Raw genomic sequence first — 17,073 nt, forward strand, 5'->3', positions numbered from 1 at the left:
TCGTCATGCGAACGTGCCGCCGTGCTGTAACTGTTCTGGCTCTCAGCCTCGCGCCGCTTGCGGTGTGGGCTGCGGTTCCCGTGGTCGATAATGATTCCGGCTATAACAATAGCGCAAGCAATTATCCGCCTGCAGGTTACGGTACGAGCGGCGCCTATGCCGGGGGAGGGGTTTCGGCCCCTGTCTCGGCACAGGGCCAGCTGTTCAACCAACTGCAGCAAATGCAAGACCAGATTTCACGCCAGCAAGGCGCGATTGAAGTTCTGCAAAATGAAATTTCGCGCATGAAGCAGGAAAACCTGGAGCGATACCAGGATCTTGATCGGCGCATAGGAACCGGCGTTGCACCTGCCGCGACTCCTGAGAATTCTCCAGCCGGTGGCGACTTGAACGCCCCTGGCGCAGCCGCAGGCGCGGGAGCAACTGCTCCGGCACCTGCAGCCGGCGGTGAGCCGGCTGATCCGGCGAAGGAAAAGCTCTATTACGATGCGGCCTTCGATCTGATCAAAGCCAAGGATTTTGACAAGGCCAGCCTGGCCTTTGCCGCTTTCCTTCGCAAATACCCTAACAGCCAGTATGCGGGCAACGCCCAATATTGGCTGGGTGAAGTGAACCTGGCCAAGGGCGACCTGCAAGGTGCCGGTCAGGCCTTCGCCAAGGTCTCGCAGCTCTATCCCAAGCACGCCAAGGTGCCGGACTCGCTCTACAAGCTCGCTGACGTGGAGCGTCGCCTGGGCCACACCGACAAGGTCAAGGGCATTCTGGAGCAGGTGGTGGCCCAATACCCGGGTACCTCCGCCGCCCAATTGGCTCAGCGTGACTTGCAGCGTATGTGAGGCTGTTTGATCCGTTTCGAAGAAACCCGCGCTTGTCGCGGGTTTTTTCGTTAGAATTCACGCCCTTTTTATGAAACACGCTTCTTGGGATCTGCGCGTTGGCGGGGTTGCTGGAAGTGCCTGACGGAGGCGGACAGCCTGTTTAGCTGTTACGCCCGTGGCGACTATGCAAGACACATTGAGAATTACCGAAGTTTTTTACTCGTTGCAGGGTGAAACGCGAACGGCCGGGCTGCCCACAGTATTTGTGCGCCTCACCGGTTGCCCGTTGCGTTGCCAATACTGCGACAGTGCCTACGCCTTCAGTGGCGGCACCCTGCGCAGCCTCGACGACATCCTTGAGCAGGTGGCCGGTTTTCGCCCGCGCTACGTCTGCGTTACGGGCGGCGAACCACTGGCGCAACCCAACGCGATCCCCTTGCTCAAGCGGTTGTGCGATGCCGGTTACGAGGTATCGCTGGAAACCAGCGGCGCCTTGGACATCGCCCCCGTTGATCCGCGAGTCAGCCGCGTCGTCGATCTGAAGACCCCAGGGTCCAAGGAAGCCCATCGCAATCGCTATGAGAACATCGAACTGCTGACGCCCAACGATCAGGTCAAGTTCGTTATCTGCTCGCGGGAAGATTATGACTGGGCCGTGTCCAAGCTGATTCAATACGGGCTCGACCAGCGGGCTGGCGAAGTGTTGTTTTCGCCAAGTCATCATGACTTGAACGCCCGGGAGCTGGCGGACTGGGTGGTGGCGGACAATTTGCCGGTGCGCCTGCAATTGCAGCTGCATAAATATCTTTGGAACGACGAGCCGGGGCGCTGATATGACTGAACACTCGAACATTGCAGAAAAACGTGCCGTCATCCTGTTGTCCGGCGGCCTCGATTCCGCGACGGTCGTGGCCATGGCGCGTGCCGAGGGCTACCGCTGCTACACCATGAGTTTCGATTACGGCCAGCGCCACCGCGCCGAACTGCACGCCGCCGAGCGGGTGGCCCGGGACCTGGGCGTCGTCGAACACAAGGTGATCGGCCTGAACCTCAACGGCATCGGCGGCTCGGCCTTGACCGACAGCTCCATCGATGTGCCTGAAACCCCCAGCGAAGGCATTCCGGTGACCTACGTGCCGGCACGCAACACGGTGTTCCTGTCCCTGGCCCTGGGCTGGGCGGAGGTGCTGGGTGCCCGTGATATCTTCATCGGCGTCAACGCCGTGGATTATTCCGGCTACCCGGACTGCCGTCCGGAGTTCGTCGAAGCGTTCGAGCGTATGGCCAACCTGGCGACCAAGGCCGGTGTAGAAGGGCAGGGCTTCCGTATTCAGGCACCACTGCAGAATCTCAGCAAGGCCGACATCGTTCGGGCGGGGGTGAAGCTTGGCGTGGACTACGGGCTCACCGTTTCCTGCTATCAGGCTGACGATCAGGGGCGTGCCTGCGGCAAATGCGACAGCTGTCGCCTGCGTGCCGAAGGCTTCGCGGCGGCGGGTGTGAGCGATCCAACCCCTTATTTTTGATTTATTTCAAATTAGGTGTTGAATAGTCCTTAGAAATCAGTATTATACGCGCCACCACACAGCGGGTCGTTAGCTCAGTTGGTAGAGCAGTTGGCTTTTAACCAATTGGTCGTAGGTTCGAATCCCACACGACCCACCATTTTTAGCAGTTTTAAAAGTCTGGAAGGCCCACGAAAGTGAGGATTTCCGGATTTTTTTTTGCCTGTAGAAAACTCGCCGCTTGAAAACCGGAACCACCCGACGATTCGAGTGGTTCCCTGGGTTGTTAAAGCAAGCCGTCCTCGGCGCATACCTTCACGATCTGTTCGCGAAACCAGATGTTGGCGTTGTCCTGGCCGGGTTTCTCGCTCCACATCATATCCAGCGTAAAGTTCGGTAAGCCCACTGGTGGCCTGCGATGGCTGTATTTGCCTTCATCGCAGGTCAACGCCTGGATACGCCGAGGCAACGTCAGGATGAAGTCTGTTCCCGGAATCATATTCAGTGCTGCCACGTAGCTGTTGGCCCGAGCGACAATCTGTCGGTTGTAGCCTTGCCGGGCGAGCCAGCCGTCCACCATGTTGGTGTCGGAGGTCCAGGGCGTCGGAAAAACATGCTGGCAGGCGACGAACGCCTCCAGATCAAATTCCTCCCTGGGCAGTGAAAAGTCTTTATCGACCACGCAGACCAGTTCATCTTCCAGTAATACTTGCGAGCGCAACCCCTTCGCGCCGCGATGAAAGTTGGGGCCAAAACAAACAACCAGGTCGAATCGACCCTCCATCAATTCGTCAACCGGAATATCTTTGTGAAATTTCGTGATGTTAATGATGACGGGGAAACGGCTGCCAATGAATCGTTTCACTAGCTGGGGAAGTATAAGAAGTTCGAAATACTCCGGGGCGCAAATATTGAATGTTATTTCTTTCTGCGTGGGGTCGAATGTTTGAATGCCGGAGTGGCATATATTTATGGTCTTGAGGATGTTGAGTACATGGCTGTACATGGCCGTGGCTTTGTTCGTGGGCCGCATGCCACTACGGGTATTGATGAATAACTCATCTTCGAAACTTGTGCGCAGCTTCTTCAGGCAGTAGCTCACGGTTGACTGGCTCACACAGAGGGTCTCGGACACCTCGGTGACGCTGCTTTGCTCGTACACCGCGACAAACACCATCAGGTCCTGCATGTCCAGCTTTCTAAGCAAATTACTATTGAGCATAAGATCCTTCTCGGCGCAATCCATCAGCTAGCGTCCCTTGTTTTTATGACAAAGGGGTTTATTTATATATTAGCGGAAGGCATTTATTTTTTAAATGGCTTGTGGGAATTTTCTTAAATATGCTCGCCTCGCTTTTTATAGAAATCCTGCACAAGGACGGAGGAGGACGATATGCAAATTCGCGTCGCAGAAACTAAGACACCGTTATGGGTGCAAGCCACTGAAGTAGTGAAAGAGAAATTTCGCCGTTCTTATTCGGCGTCGGTTGAACCGAATCCACAATACTTTGCGGTCACCCAGGATCCGTCAGACCGTATTCTTGCCTGTGCCGGTATTACATTCGCGGACCACCGCACACTGTTTTCCGAGCAATACCTGGCGCAACCGATAGAAGTGATTTTGTCCCAGCGCCTGGAGAAAACGATCGACCGCTCAAACATTGTCGAGATCGGCAATTTGATCTCCCATCACCTGACGGCCGGCATGATTCTGGTCAACATGATTCCCCTGTTGTCCTGGTGCATGGGTGGGCATTACTTGTTGTGTACGGTGACGCCCCGCGTTCGGCAAATGATGGAAAGTTGCCAAATCGATTTCGAGCCGCTGCTGACAGCAGACCCTGCGCGCCTGGGCGAGGAGGGTGGCAAGAACTGGGGGACTTATTACTCCAAATTGCCGGTCACCGGGTTCATCCGGGTAGACCCGCAGCGCTCGCGTTTCGCGGCCATGACGCTCAATACCTCGTTCACCCAACTGCCTGGCGATTCACTGGCGAGGGCGCAGCCATGAGCGGCGGATTTATCCATCACTTGCAAAGCGCGTTGCAAGACAATCGCCAGGCTGTCTGCGCGGTGGACTGGTCGGCGTCGGGCGGCGAGCCGGTGGCATTGACCTATGGCGAGCTGGAACATCGTGCCCTCAATCTGGCCGCCGAACTGCAACGGCGTTTTCCCAGCCCGGCCCATGGCGATCATGTGGTTTTGGGAATTGCCACGCGTAACAGCAGCGACTGGCTGGTGGCCGATCTTGCTTGCTTGTTTGCCGGGATTACCGCGTTACCGTTGCCATTGGCTTTCAGCCAGGCTCAGGCGGAGCACCTGGCCGAGCGTTGCGACGGGTTTGTAGTGGATGCCGCCGGGCAGCGGACACTGGCGCAGCGATGGAAGTTGAATTTCCCTGAAAGCCGTTTGCGCCACATCAGCGAGCCGGTCATCGAACAGCCTTTGTTGCATACGCCCGACGGTGATGAAGACTGGATCTGCAAAATCATTCACACCTCGGGCACGACCAGTCGCCCGAAGGGCGTGCAGTTGAGTACCCAGGCGGTCGGCGCCGTGCTGGCATCGCTGCGTCAACGTATGCCCGCCGATGCTCATCGCCGTTACCTGTCGCTGGTGCCCTTGAGTTTGCTGCTCGAACAGGTGACTGCCGCCTATCTACCGTTGCTGGCGGGCGGAACCGTGCATTTCTTGCCACCGAACGAAGCATTGCTCGGCGAGCCTGGGGCTTCGCCACAGCGTCTGGTCGAGTGGATCCTGCAGGTCCAGCCAACGGCCCTGACAGTGCCGCCGGTGATGGTCAACCGCTTCCTGGAACAAATGGACGAGGGCGGCGAGCAGGGCGAGAGACTGGCGCGCTATCTGCAATCGGGTGCGCATATTACCTGTGGCGGTGCGGCGGTCAGCATCGATGTACTGCACGGACTGGAAGAACGGGGCATTGCTGTGTACCAAGGCTACGGCCTGTCCGAGAACGCCTCGGTGGTCAGCATGAACACCTTCGAACAACAGCGCCTGGGCAGCGTGGGCAAACCCTTGCCCCATGTCCAGGTGCGTATTGGCGCCGACCAGACCATTGAGGTCAAGAGCAGCTCACTGTTCAGTGGCTATTCCGGCACTGACCCTAGCGCCTGCTCCATGTCCGCCGATGGCTGGATGGACACTGGAGACCTGGGCATGCTGGACGACGATGGCTACCTCTATGTGCACGGGCGCAAGAAGAACGTGATCTGCCTGCCCAACGGGCGCAACGTCAGCCCTGAACAGGTTGAGCTGGAGTATCGCAAATACCCCGGCGTCAACGATGCAGCAGTGTTTTTCGATGAGCACCATGGCCTGGTGGCGTTGCTGTGTGTCGAGTCGGCCCCCGCGCGCGATGAGCTGGTGGCCTGGTCCGCCCGGCGTTTTTCCGACATCGAAAGACCCAGCCGACTCTGGTTGTTGACCCAGGACGACCCGTTGATCGAGCAGCTTTACACCGTTACCGGCCGGCCAAAACGCGCCGACATCGCCACTGTTTTTTCCACTCTGCAAGGGACTGCATCCAATGACCACGCCTGCCTTTCACTTTGAAACCGCGGACATCTCCATCGTCGAGTCGCACCACTTCGCCAGCCTGGGCAAGAGCGAGCTGTATGAGCTGCTGGGCCATTACGGGGTCGTGCTGTTTCGTAACTGTATCCACAGCGCCGAAGATTTCAGCGCCTACGTCAAACAAAACAGTTCGCGGCTGAGCCTGGATCCGGCCCGCGTCATGGTGGGCGGCGCGGCACAGTTGGTGGACGCGGGACATCAGGCGGTTGGCCTGCACTGCGAAAACGGTAACTCGCCGTTCTGGCCGGACATGACCTGGTTCTATTGTCAGGAAGCACCACGCAAGGGGTCGCAAACGACGTTGTGTGACGGTGAGAAGGTGTTGGCGAAACTGTCTCCAGTCTGCCGCAGTTTTTTTGAAGAAAACCCTATCCGCTACAGCCGTACCGTTGCGGGGGAAAAGTGGCGTCGCTTGGTTTGCCACTATTCGCCAGCGTTGTCGGACCCGGCGGCCGTCGAAATCGAGGACCTGTGGCAAATCATCGGGGAGGACCCGCAGACGGTTATTTCCTTCAACCCGGCCGATGATTCCATTCACTACGCCTTCAGCACTCCGGCGATCCTCACGTCCGCGTTCAGCCAGCGTCCGGCCTTCGCCAACAGCATCCTGGGACCTTCCTTCAACTACGAAACTCCGGTGATCGACACCGTGGGGGGGCAGCCGATTCCTGCCGGGTTTCTGCGGGAAATTGCCGAAGTGTCCGCCCAGTACACCTGCCCGGTTGGCTGGCGCGATCACGACGTGGTGATGATCGACAACCGTCGGGTCATGCACGGTCGTGAAACCATCGTCGACGAACGTCGACGCATCTTCAACGCCTTGAGCTATCGCTGAGACTCATCATGACGAACAACAACAAATACATTGTCAGCGGACAGTACGAGAGTTATCTCGATGGCGATGGCCGGCAGATTATCGACCTGAGCGGCGGGTTCGGTTTCCAGGTGCCGCCGGTGATCGAGGCGGTCAGTCGCCAAGCGGACATCATGGGGTTATCCAACCGGGTGCTGATGTCCCAACCGCTTATTGCCTTGTGCCGACGCCTGGCCGAGCTGCTGCCTGCGCCGCTCGTCAACTCTTATGTGTGCAGCTCCGGGGATGAGGCGTTCGAGGGCGCATTGAAGTTGTGCAAGGGCCTCAAGCCCAAGGGCAACACCATCGTGTTCATCCAGGGGGGGGATTATGGCGCGCTGACCTACGGACGTTGCCTCAGCGCCGCGCAAGATGATCTGGCCGTGCAGAGTTTTCTAGGGTTCAAGCGAGTGGCGATTCGGCATCTGGCTGACCTGGACACGGTGGACTGGAGCGATTGTTTCGCGGTGTGCCACAGCAACACCCGCGTGGATGCCAGCGGCCGATTGCAACTGCTCGATGCTGCACTGCTCGAGCAATTGCATGCCCGCGCAGCACAGGCTGGCGCGCCGGTCATCGCGGTCGACACCCACAGTTGCCTCGGTAGCCTGGGGACGCTGTTCGGTTTCCAGCGTTATCGTCCTGTCCCGGACATTGTCGTGCTTGGGGGCCCCTTGGGGGGCAGCGCGATTCCCATCGGCACCTATACCTGCAGCGAGCGCATGGCCTGGCAGGTCTATGGGCGCAGCAGTCCGGCCAAACACGGCAGCACCACCGCTGGTAATCCGATGGCGTGTGTAGCGGCCCTGGCCGCCCTGGATTATGTGCAGGCCCACGACTCGCCTCTGCATTGTCTGGAGAACGGTCAGCGGCTGGTGCAAACCCTGGCGCCATTCGGAGCAGTGGCTGTGGGTGGCTGGGTCAGCCTGCCGCTGGCCGATGATCTGCAGCCGTCCCTGCTGTGCGAAGCGCTTTACCAGCAAGGCGTTTATATCAGCCCACCCCGGGGCCGCGAATTGATCTTGCGCTGCCCGATCACTGCACGCCCCGAACAGATTCAACGTGCCGCCCACCTCATCAAGGAGACGCTAAGCCATGTCCTTACTCAGGCCGCATGAACAACTGCTGGATGATTGCCAGCGGCACTGGAGCGCATCGGCGGCCAAGCTGTATCGCCTGGGCAAGACCAGCGTAGAACAGCAGACCGATGGCATCCATGTCACCGATCACACCGGCAAGCGCTTCATTGACTGCGCGTGCAGCTACGGGGTGTTTATCGTCGGGCATCGCAACCCGACAGTGCGTGAGCAGGTGCAGGCGCAATTGAATCAGTTGGCCTGGGTCCCGGAAGGCCGGCGCCATCCGCTTCAAGACAAGCTGTCCGAGCGGCTTTGCCAACTGGTGCCGGGAGAATGGGGCGACGTGCAATTCATGGTTTCGGGTGCCGAGGCCGTCGAGCAGAGCCTGCGTTATGTGCTGCGGATCCAGCCCCAGCGGCGCAGGATAGTCGTGATGAGCGGCTCTTATCATGGCAAGACTTTGGCGGCGATGAGCATTCTGGGCCAGCAACAGCACCACAGCAGTTATGGCATCGCTTGCCCCGAAGTGACCTGTGTCCCCTACGGCGATTTCGCCGCCCTGCAAAAGGCCGTGGGCGAGGGTGTCTGTGCGGTGTACGTCGAGCCGATTCTGGGCGGCGCTCATCTGCAGGTGCCCCCGGTGGGCTACATGGCCAACCTTCGCGCCTTGTGCGACGCCACGGGCACGCTGCTGGTGGCGGATGAAATCCAGACCGGTTTCGGCCGATGCGGCAAATGGTTCGCCGTGCAATATGACGACGTGGTGCCTGACATCATGATCCTCTCCAAGGGCCTGACCGGCGGCTACACCTCGTTCGCTTGCGCCATGTACAGCCGGCGCCTGGCCACCCAGTATCCACTCAGCGAAATCGAGCCCGACACGCGAACCAATGGCGGGCATCCGCTAGCGTGTGCCTCGGCGCTCGCGGCCATCGACTACATCGAGCAACACAACCTGGTGGAGCTGTCGCGGGTCAACGGTGGGTTGCTGCGCCACGGTCTGCAACGACTGGCCTTGCGTTATCCGCACATCATCGAGGATGTGCCGGGCGTCGGCCTGATGACGGGCCTGCGCCTGCGTGGTTCGGTCTATGAGGCGCTGATGAGCATGGAGCTGGGCAAGCGTGGCGTCCACGCCGGGCATTCCATGAATGAAAAGGCCGAACGCCCGGTGTTGCGTTTCTATCCGCCGCTGAATATCACGCCCGAAGCCTTGCAGCATGTCCTGGCGATGATCGAAGAGTCCCTGCAAGCCATCGATCGGCGCCCGGCGCTGGCGGTGAAAGCGTTTTCCCTGGTGGTGCGCAACATGTATCTGTTGCCCAACAAGTGGCTGCGCAGCAAGGAGGCGTCATGAGCCTGTTCAACCCCGATACGCTGACCCTGCGGGAAATGGCCGGTCTGCTGCGCCGTGGCGTGCTGACCAGCGTCACGTTGCTGGAGTTTTACCTGCAACGCATCGCTGAGCGTAACCGGCACATCAACGCACTGATCCAGCTGGCGCCAGTCGAGGAACTGCGGCGCCAGGCTCGCGAGGCTGACGAGATGGCGCGCGTTGGCCAGATCAGTGGCCCGCTGCATGGCATTCCCATCACCATCAAGGATGTCCTGCATGTGCGTGGTTTCAAGATGTCCCGAGGGCTGGGGGAGCTGTTGGGCGAACCCAGCGAGCAGGACGCAACGGCCGTTGCCCGGCTTCGACAGGCCGGGGCGATCATTCTGGGTATCAGCAATGTGCCTGAGCTGTGCATGGCCTTCGAAACCGAAAACCTGGTCTACGGCCGGACCCTGAACCCCCACGACTTGCAACGCTCCGCCGGCGGCAGCAGCGGCGGTGAGGCAGCGGCGATCGCTGCCGGGTGTTCCCCGGCCGGGCTGGCGTCCGATGCATGCGGCAGTGTGCGGATACCGGCGCACTTCAATGGCATCTGCGGCTTGAAACTGACCCAGGGGCGGGTGCCGCTGACCGGCCAGTTTCCCAATGACCGTTCCGGGCTGTTCCACATGACCTCGGCCTTTGGCGTGATGGGCCGCTATGTCGATGACCTGGCGCTGCTCGGCCAATTGATCAGCGGTGCCGACGGACAGGATCCGGACACCGTCGACGTACCGTTCACCGCCAGCGAGCCGCTGGCCAGCCTGCGGGTGGCGCTGTTCTCGGCGTCGAGCCGCACGCCGGTCAGCGCGGCGGTGAGCCAGGTATTGCAGCACGTCGAACGATGCCTGGGCCCGGTGGTGGCCGAGGTGAGCACGGTCGCGCCGCCGATGCTCGATGAGGCCTGTGATGTGCTGTGGCGGGTGTTCATCACCGGCGCTGACGCCGGTCGCGGTTGGCGGCAATTGTTCGAGTCCATGAACAAGCGACGTTTTACCCCGGCCATCGCTCAATTGCTGGACATGAGCGAGGCGGTGGAGTTGACCGTGGATGAGGTCAAACGCGACTGGATCATGATCGATACGTTTCGCTATGAGTTGGCGAAATTCTTCAAGCAGCATGACCTGTTCATCTGCCCGGTATTTCCGGACGTGGCGTTCCGTCACGGGGAGTCCCTGGAGGATCGCGACCGGTATGCCTTCGTGTTCCCGTTCAGCCTCAGCGGTTCCCCGGCAGTAGTGATCCGCGCCGGAACGGACCCGGCTACCGGGATGCCCATCGGCATCCAGATTGTCGGGCCTCATTGGCAGGAAGAACGGTTGTTGGCAGTGGCTGCTTTCCTGGAGCGTGAGCTGGAGCGCTGGAGTCCGGTTACGCCCCGTCCGGCATCGACGTACTGACCGCCCTCAAGCCGTGACGGTTCTGGTGTTTCGGCTGCTGAGCACCAGTGCCAGCATGCCGATACCCACCAGGGCAGCACCGAGGATCTCGATCATCAGCGGTTGCTGCCTGAGCCAGAACCAGTGCAGTACGGTCACGAACAGGGTGCTGAGGTAGACATAGGAAACCACCGTGGACGGCGCGATTACCCCAATTGCCCGGTGCAACAGCCAGAAAGTGGCGAGGGTGCCGAACACGGCCAGGTACATCAGCCAGCCGATGTCCAGCGTCGACAACTGCAGAGCGCTGCGCCAGCCGCCGCTGAACAGGCAAAACACCAGCAGAAACAGCGCCCCGAACAGCATGTTCCAGAACGTCATCGTCACCGGGTCGCGGCTTTTCAGCGCGCGGACCTTGAACCGTTGGCTGAGGGGGGAATACAGCGCCATCGCCAGGCAACCGGCGCCGAAAACCAGCACGGGATAGAGCGCCGGCAATTGTCCCGGAGCCGACCCCTTGAGGGTCAGCAACACTGCGCCGATCGCTGCGGTCGACATCGGCAGCAGGCGGGTCTTGAGGCTTGGGTTGGGCAGCAGAAATACCTCGAACAACAAGGTCATCAACGGCACCAGCGTGTACAGCGTCGCGGTATTGACCGCCGAGGTGTAGCGCAACGCTTCGAACAACGAACCGAAGTACATTGCCAGCAACAGGCCAAGTACGGCATGGGCCAGCAGGCCTTTGCCGGAGACAGGCGAGGTGTTTTTCAGCAGTAACAGCGGCAGGAACATCAGGGCGGAAAACAGCAGTCGCAAGCCGGTGAGCAGGATCGGATCGATTGACTGACTGACCTGCGCCGCGGCAAAGAACGACGCTGCGATCAGGATTGCCCAGATGAGCATGCCCCAGTGAGCGGCTGCGAAACCGACGTTTTTCATCAAGGTTCTATTCCTGCTTTCAAATACCGGAACGTCATGAGGGACAAATTGGCCGGCTGTCATGGTGAGTGTGAAAAACAGGGCCGCAGTCAACTGCAGCCCTTTGACGTCACTAGCTGATATGTCGCGCGTAGTGTTTGGGATTGAAGCGCAGGACCATCACGATCATCAGCGCCATGACCGCGGTGAGCGACCACCAGGCCCATTCGAAGCTGCCCAACTGATCGCGGATCATCCCGGCAATCAACGGCGAGAGGCCGGCGATCAGGTAGCCGATACCTTGCACGAACGCCGTCAGACCACCGGCCCGACGTGGGTTGTCCAAGTGATCGAGGGATACGATCAGGCTCATCGGGAACAGACCGCCAATGCCCAGCCCCAGCAGGCAAGGCCACAGCAGGCTGAAGCGGTCCGGGCTGAGGATCAGGCCGCAGAACCCCGCGATGATCAGGGCCAGCAAAACCGCCAGGACCAGGCGCTTATCCTGGCTGCGGTTGGCAATCGCCGGGGTGACGAGGCCGGACAATACTTCCATCGCGGTGAGGAACCCCAGCAGCAGGCCGGCGTGCTGTTCGCTCCAGCCTTTCTCCACGTAATACGGCGCCAGCCACGCCAGCACGCAAGTGTAGGAGGCGGTGCCGAGGCCGAAGAAGATCGCCAGCAGCCAGGCCCGCGAGTTGCTGAAAAACGATTCCTGGCGCTGTGCCGGGGCTGCGGGCAAGGGCGTGACGGCCGCGCGCTGGGCGTACCAGCAGCCCAGGGCGATCAACGCCAGCAGTGCCCAGATCGCCAGGCCGATACGCCAGCTGCCGGTCTGCGCCAGGACGAACGGAGAAAACGACGCCGCAATCGCCGCGCCGCCCATGATGGATGTGACGTACAGGCCCATGAACAACGAGACATTGTCGGCGAAGCGCGATTTGATCAGTGCCGGCATCACGGCTTGGATCAGGGCGATACCGATCCCCGCCAGCACCGCGCTGATAATCAGCTCGACGGCGCTGTCCAGGTACAGGCGCGATGCCGTGGCGATGCCGATGATCAGCAGCGACAGCACGATGGTGCGGTGCTCACCGATGCGCAGGGCAATGCGCATGCCCAAGAACATCGCCAGACCCATGGCCATGACCGGCAACATGGTCAGTAACGAAGCGGTACTGAAACTCAGCGGCACCTCGCCGCGAATGGCTGATAACAATGGCCCGACAGCCGCCATAGAGGGGCGCAGGTTCAGTGCCACCAACACCACGCTGACCATCAGCCAGACGGCGTGGGTGCTTGAAGTTCGAACGTTTTCCATAACAGAGCCTTGCTGGATAAAGCTCCATTTAGGCTGGGATGTGAGGGGTGGGGCAAACTGAAATCTGGTGGAGGGTATTTAAAAATCAGGTGCACTCCAAACCCCTGTTCAGCGGAGTCAGTCGTGCTATTCCATCGCCGGACTCAACGTCCCGAGCCATGCCACCAACGCCAGTATTACCACCGCCACGGACAACTCCAGAGCCATGCTGCGCCGCAGGGAATTGACCGCCACGCTGTGCTCCCCGGTCTGCCGAGCCTGTTCCAGCAACGGGCTCAGATGAAAACGATTCAGCGCGGCAAACACCAGCATCGCCGCGAACAACACGACTTTCAGCGCCAGCAATTGACCATAGGTGCTATCCAGCAGCCCGTCGACGCGAGGACCGACGATGAACAGATAGTTCACCACCCCTGTCACACTGATCACCACCACAATCACCGCTCCGGCTGTTTCAAACCCGGTCAGGGTTCGCGCCAGGACCGGCAGCCGGTGTTCAGCCTGGCGAAGCAGCAGGGCAAACGCAGTCAGGGCGCCCACCCAGCCGCCCGCCGCCCACAGGTGCAGAAAATCGGTGATGAAGTGCCAGTTACGGCGCAGGCCTTCGTCCATGGCGCCATGCCCGGCCCAGGCCAGTGTCGCCAGGGCCACGGCACCGCTGAGGGTGACCAGCCACAAGCTGGCGGTCGGTGCCGGGTGGTTCAGGGCCACAGCAATTGTCGCCAGCAACAGCGCCGCGATCCGAACACGCCAGCTCACACCCACGTCGGTCTCGAACACCATCATTTCAATGTGCGGCAACAGCTCGTTCCAGTCGGTGACGCCGCTCATGGCCCAGGCCATGCACAGCATGGCGGCCACCGACAACAGCACGCCAAACAGCGCTGTGGTCAGCACAAGTGCTTTGAAGTGCACCACCACGCCCGAGATCCGCTCTGGACCGCGCAAGCTATACAGACCGAACGCGGCCAGGCCGAACAACACCATCAGATCCAGGTACAGGGCCAAGCGCAGAACAATGTTGAGCAGGTCAATGTTGATCGAGGCGCTCAAGTCACTTCACCTTGAACGTGACATTGCCGGTGATCGGGTGAGTATCGGACGACACCGCGCGCCACTGGACCTGGTAGGTGCCGGTGGTGAGCGGAGCGTTCGGGGTAATGACCATGGTTTTGGGGTCATCGCTGCCGGAGACCTTGGCCTTCATAGGCATGGGCGAGTGCGCCGACATGCCGGGCATCCCGGTCATGACCAGCTTGGCGCCGGAGAACTTGGTCATCAGGTTCTCGGAAAAATGCAGTTCGATCTTTGCCGGCGCCGCACCTTCAGCACCTTCGGCGGGCGTGGAGGAAAGCAGCTTTGGGTGCGCTTGGGCCAGGCCACTGATCAACAGGCCTGTGGACAGCGCGACGGTGACTACAGCGGTTCTGATAAATGACATGCAAGGACTCCTACAGCTCAGGTTTCTAGTTTTTTAGTTGACTGCGATTACAAACACCCTCAGAACCACATGCGCACGCCCAGCACCAGGCGTGCCTCGCTGCGGTCTTCGTTCTCTTCCCGGGCGTAGTCGGCAGTGTTGCCGTAGACGCGGTTCCAGGTGACGCCGATATAAGGGGCGAACTCACGGCGGATTTCGTAGCGCAGCCGCACACCCACTTCAGTGTCCGACAGCCCGGAGCCGACACCGCGATCGGGATCGTTCCTGCCGTAAAAGTTGGCTTCGGCGGTGGGTTGCAGGATCAGACGATTGGTCAGCAGGATGTCGTAGTCGCCTTCCAGGCGCACCGCACTCTGACCGCCTTCGCCGATGAACGCGGTGGCCTCGGCTTCAAAGTTATACAGCGCCATGCCCTGTACACCGAAGGCGGCCCAGGTTTGCGGGTCGCCCGGCTTGAAATCCTGGCGCACGCCGGCGACCACGTCCCACCAGGGGCTGACGGCATGCCCCCACAGGGCCTGGAGTTCGGCTTCCTCGGTCTTGCCGTTGGTGCGTTCGCCTTCGGAGCGCAGCCACAAGCGATCGATGTCGCCGCCGATCCAGCCCGAGGCGTCCCAGCTCAGGGCACTGCCATCATCGGCGTCTTGCCATTCCAATTGGTCGATGAGCAAGAATGAATGGATGGCGCTGTCATGCACGGCATGGCCGCCATGGTCTTCGTAGACGGCGGCGCGGTCGGCGTCGGTCAGCTCGGGAATCGGCGTGCGGCTGCTGGTGGGGGCCGATTGCATCGGTTCCATACCCTGCATCGAGTCCATGCCTTGCATCTGGCTATGGTCCATCCCCTGCATCTGGCTGTGATCCATGCCTTGCATGGCATCGCTCGCGGCCCAGGCCGAGCCAGTGGCGCCCAGGGTGAGGCTGGCAAAAAGTGCCAGGGGGTAGTGAAAAATAGTGGTCATGGTCGGCTCCTCATTCCTGCACCCGAACTTCACGGAACATCCCCATCTCCATGTGGAACAGCAAGTGGCAGTGATATGCCCAGCGTCCGAGGGCGTCGGCGGTGACCCGGTAACTGCGTTTGGAGCCCGGCGGCACATCGATGGTGTGTTTACGCACCATGAACTGGCCATTCTCGTCCTCCAGATCGCTCCACATACCGTGCAGGTGGATGGGGTGAGTCATCATGGTGTCGTTGATCAGCACGATGCGCAGGCGCTCGCCGTACTTGAGCAGCAGCGGTGCGGCATCGGAGAACTTCACGCCGTTGAACGACCAGCTGAATTTCTCCATGTGGCCGGTCAGGTGCAGTTCGAGGGTGCGGCCCGGTTCACGCCCGTCGGGGTCGGGGAACGTGCTGCGCAGGTCCGAGTAGGTGAGGACCTTGCGACCGTTGTTGCGCAGGCCCATGCCCGGGTCGTCGAGCTTGGGGCTGACGCTCATGGCCTGCATGTCCACCAGCGGATTGTCTTTTTCGGAGTCTGGATGGGACAGCCCGGCGTCCATGCCTTGCATGGAACCGTGGTCCATCCCCGCCATCTGGCTGTGATCCATGCCCGCCATGCCTTGCATCGATCCGTGATCCATACCACCCATGCCCATGTCGTCCATGGTGACCAGTGGCCGTGGATCCAGCGGCGGCACCGTTGCCGAAAGACCGGAACGGGTCGCCAGGGTGCCGCAGGCGTAGCCGGTACGATCCATCGATTGGGCAAACAGCGTATAGGCTTCCTCGCTTGGCTCGACGATAACGTCATAGGTTTCGGCCACGGCGATGCGCAGCTCATCGACGCTCACCGGTTTGACGTACTGTCCGTCGGACGCCACCACGGTCATTTTCAGGCCGGGGATGCGCACGTCGAAATAGGTCATGGACGAGCCATTGATCAAGCGCAGGCGAAGGCGTTCGCCGGGTTTGAACAGACCGGTCCAGTTCATGTCCGGCGTCTGGCCGTTCATGAGGTAGGTGTAGGTGGCGCCACTGATGTCGGCCAGGTCGGTGGGGTTCATCTTCATTTCGGCCCACATCTTGCGATCGGCCACGGTGGCGGCCCAGCCGTTCTTGCCGACATCGTCAATGAAATCACCGACCGTGCGTTTGTTGTAGTTGTAGTAGTCCGATTGCTTCTTGAGCTTGCGGATGACATCGGCGGGGTCTTCGTCGGTCCAGTCGGTGAGCATCACCACGTAGTCGCGCTCGTACTGGAAGGGCTCGGGCTCCTTGGCGTCGATCACCAGTGGGCCGTAGACCCCGGACTGTTCCTGGAAGCCGGAATGACTGTGGTACCAGTAAGTACCGTTTTGCCGGACCTTGAATTGATAGACGTACATGCCATCGGGCTCGATGCCCTTGAAGCTCAACCCCGGCACGCCGTCCATGTTGGCCGGCAGCAGAATGCCGTGCCAGTGGATGGAGGTTGGATCTTTCAAACGGTTGCGCACCCGCAGGGTCACGGTGTCACCCTCACGCCAGCGCAGCAGCGGGCCGGGGATGCCGCCGTTGATGGTCTGGGCGGTGCGCGGATTGCCGGTGAAGTTGACCGGGCTTTCACCGATGAACAGGTCGAACTCGGTGCCCGTCAGTACATTGGGTTGGCCGGGGCTGGTGACCGCCCAGACGGGCGCGCGCCACAAGCCCAGGCCAGCCAGGATGCCGCCGGCAGTCAGGCCTTTTACGAAGGTTCGCCGGGAAGTATTTGATTGCATGCCGTTTGAAGTCCGTCAGTCGATTTGCAGCGAGCACAGGGGCGTCCGTGTGCAGGGTTGAAAGAAAGATGACACAGGCGGGAA

The 17,073-nt window shown here is 60.4% G+C and carries 16 protein-coding genes and 1 tRNA gene; 10 read left to right on the plus strand and 7 right to left on the minus strand.

What is annotated here, in order from left to right; translation table 11 throughout:
• Positions 1 to 5 precede the first annotated feature (5 nt).
• From ybgF to PSEUDOMOFG3G_RS04085, 4 genes are all read left to right on the plus strand, one after another.
• Positions 6 to 836 (plus strand): tol-pal system protein YbgF, encoded by an 831-nt coding sequence (gene ybgF / locus PSEUDOMOFG3G_RS04070; protein WP_076383696.1) that lies wholly within the window; start codon positions 6 to 8, stop codon positions 834 to 836.
• Positions 837 to 1,002: 166 nt separating this feature from the next.
• Positions 1,003 to 1,650 (plus strand): 7-carboxy-7-deazaguanine synthase QueE, encoded by a 648-nt coding sequence (gene queE, locus PSEUDOMOFG3G_RS04075; protein WP_047227061.1) that lies wholly within the window; start codon positions 1,003 to 1,005, stop codon positions 1,648 to 1,650.
• Positions 1,651 to 1,669: 19 nt separating this feature from the next.
• Complete coding sequence (gene queC / locus PSEUDOMOFG3G_RS04080; protein ID WP_171061329.1) at positions 1,670 to 2,344, plus strand: 7-cyano-7-deazaguanine synthase QueC; 675 nt, start codon at positions 1,670 to 1,672, stop codon at positions 2,342 to 2,344.
• A gap of 63 nt (positions 2,345 to 2,407) precedes the next feature.
• Positions 2,408 to 2,483, plus strand: a tRNA-Lys gene (locus PSEUDOMOFG3G_RS04085).
• 126 nt (positions 2,484 to 2,609) lie between these two features.
• On the opposite strand, the gene PSEUDOMOFG3G_RS04090 is transcribed toward PSEUDOMOFG3G_RS04085, so the two are convergent.
• A complete protein-coding gene (locus tag PSEUDOMOFG3G_RS04090; protein WP_047227126.1) occupies positions 2,610 to 3,545 on the minus strand; it encodes a LysR family transcriptional regulator in 936 nt (311 codons plus the stop codon).
• A 171-nt stretch (positions 3,546 to 3,716) separates the two neighbouring features.
• Between PSEUDOMOFG3G_RS04090 and PSEUDOMOFG3G_RS04095 the strand changes: the two genes are divergently transcribed.
• Genes PSEUDOMOFG3G_RS04095 through PSEUDOMOFG3G_RS04120 form a run of 6 tightly spaced genes read left to right on the plus strand, consistent with a single transcriptional unit; the run spans position 3,717 to position 10,624 of the window.
• Complete coding sequence (locus PSEUDOMOFG3G_RS04095) at positions 3,717 to 4,334, plus strand: thermostable hemolysin (protein ID WP_047227059.1); 618 nt, start codon at positions 3,717 to 3,719, stop codon at positions 4,332 to 4,334.
• Positions 4,331 to 5,896, plus strand: coding sequence for an AMP-binding protein (locus PSEUDOMOFG3G_RS04100; protein WP_139049281.1), 1,566 nt, complete (start codon positions 4,331 to 4,333; stop codon positions 5,894 to 5,896). Before PSEUDOMOFG3G_RS04095 ends, PSEUDOMOFG3G_RS04100 begins: the two co-directional genes overlap by 4 nt.
• A complete protein-coding gene (locus tag PSEUDOMOFG3G_RS04105; protein ID WP_139049282.1) occupies positions 5,871 to 6,752 on the plus strand; it encodes a TauD/TfdA family dioxygenase in 882 nt (293 codons plus the stop codon). The genes PSEUDOMOFG3G_RS04100 and PSEUDOMOFG3G_RS04105 overlap by 26 nt, the downstream gene beginning before the upstream one ends.
• A gap of 8 nt (positions 6,753 to 6,760) precedes the next feature.
• Positions 6,761 to 7,888, plus strand: a complete 1,128-nt coding sequence (locus PSEUDOMOFG3G_RS04110) for an aminotransferase class III-fold pyridoxal phosphate-dependent enzyme (RefSeq protein WP_107321976.1) — start codon at positions 6,761 to 6,763, stop codon at positions 7,886 to 7,888.
• Entirely contained in the window at positions 7,866 to 9,206 is a 1,341-nt protein-coding gene (locus PSEUDOMOFG3G_RS04115; RefSeq protein WP_107321977.1) for an aspartate aminotransferase family protein, read from the plus strand. The genes PSEUDOMOFG3G_RS04110 and PSEUDOMOFG3G_RS04115 overlap by 23 nt, the downstream gene beginning before the upstream one ends.
• Positions 9,203 to 10,624, plus strand: a complete 1,422-nt coding sequence (locus PSEUDOMOFG3G_RS04120; RefSeq protein WP_171061325.1) for an amidase — start codon at positions 9,203 to 9,205, stop codon at positions 10,622 to 10,624. The genes PSEUDOMOFG3G_RS04115 and PSEUDOMOFG3G_RS04120 overlap by 4 nt, the downstream gene beginning before the upstream one ends.
• Before the next feature lie 6 nt (positions 10,625 to 10,630).
• Here the strand turns inward: PSEUDOMOFG3G_RS04120 and PSEUDOMOFG3G_RS04125 are convergent, their stop codons facing one another.
• The 6 genes from PSEUDOMOFG3G_RS04125 to PSEUDOMOFG3G_RS04150 all read right to left on the minus strand — a co-directional run bounded on the left by PSEUDOMOFG3G_RS04125 (position 10,631) and on the right by PSEUDOMOFG3G_RS04150 (position 16,989).
• Positions 10,631 to 11,542 (minus strand): DMT family transporter, encoded by a 912-nt coding sequence (locus PSEUDOMOFG3G_RS04125; RefSeq protein WP_139049283.1) that lies wholly within the window; start codon positions 11,540 to 11,542, stop codon positions 10,631 to 10,633.
• Positions 11,543 to 11,654: 112 nt separating this feature from the next.
• Complete coding sequence (locus PSEUDOMOFG3G_RS04130) at positions 11,655 to 12,842, minus strand: cyanate transporter (RefSeq protein WP_047227053.1); 1,188 nt, start codon at positions 12,840 to 12,842, stop codon at positions 11,655 to 11,657.
• Positions 12,843 to 12,968: 126 nt separating this feature from the next.
• Positions 12,969 to 13,895 (minus strand): copper homeostasis membrane protein CopD, encoded by a 927-nt coding sequence (gene copD, locus PSEUDOMOFG3G_RS04135; protein ID WP_257220643.1) that lies wholly within the window; start codon positions 13,893 to 13,895, stop codon positions 12,969 to 12,971.
• Between the two features lies 1 nt (position 13,896).
• A complete protein-coding gene (copC, locus tag PSEUDOMOFG3G_RS04140; protein WP_047227052.1) occupies positions 13,897 to 14,283 on the minus strand; it encodes a copper homeostasis periplasmic binding protein CopC in 387 nt (128 codons plus the stop codon).
• 59 nt (positions 14,284 to 14,342) lie between these two features.
• Positions 14,343 to 15,245 (minus strand): copper resistance protein B, encoded by a 903-nt coding sequence (locus PSEUDOMOFG3G_RS04145; protein ID WP_139049285.1) that lies wholly within the window; start codon positions 15,243 to 15,245, stop codon positions 14,343 to 14,345.
• 10 nt (positions 15,246 to 15,255) lie between these two features.
• Positions 15,256 to 16,989: a copper resistance system multicopper oxidase gene (locus PSEUDOMOFG3G_RS04150; protein WP_139049286.1), complete on the minus strand. Its 1,734-nt coding sequence runs from the start codon at positions 16,987 to 16,989 to the stop codon at positions 15,256 to 15,258.
• Positions 16,990 to 17,073 lie beyond the last annotated feature (84 nt).

Source organism: Pseudomonas sp. FG-3G (genome assembly GCF_901007645.1).
Lineage (GTDB): Bacteria > Pseudomonadota > Gammaproteobacteria > Pseudomonadales > Pseudomonadaceae > Aquipseudomonas > Aquipseudomonas rhizophila.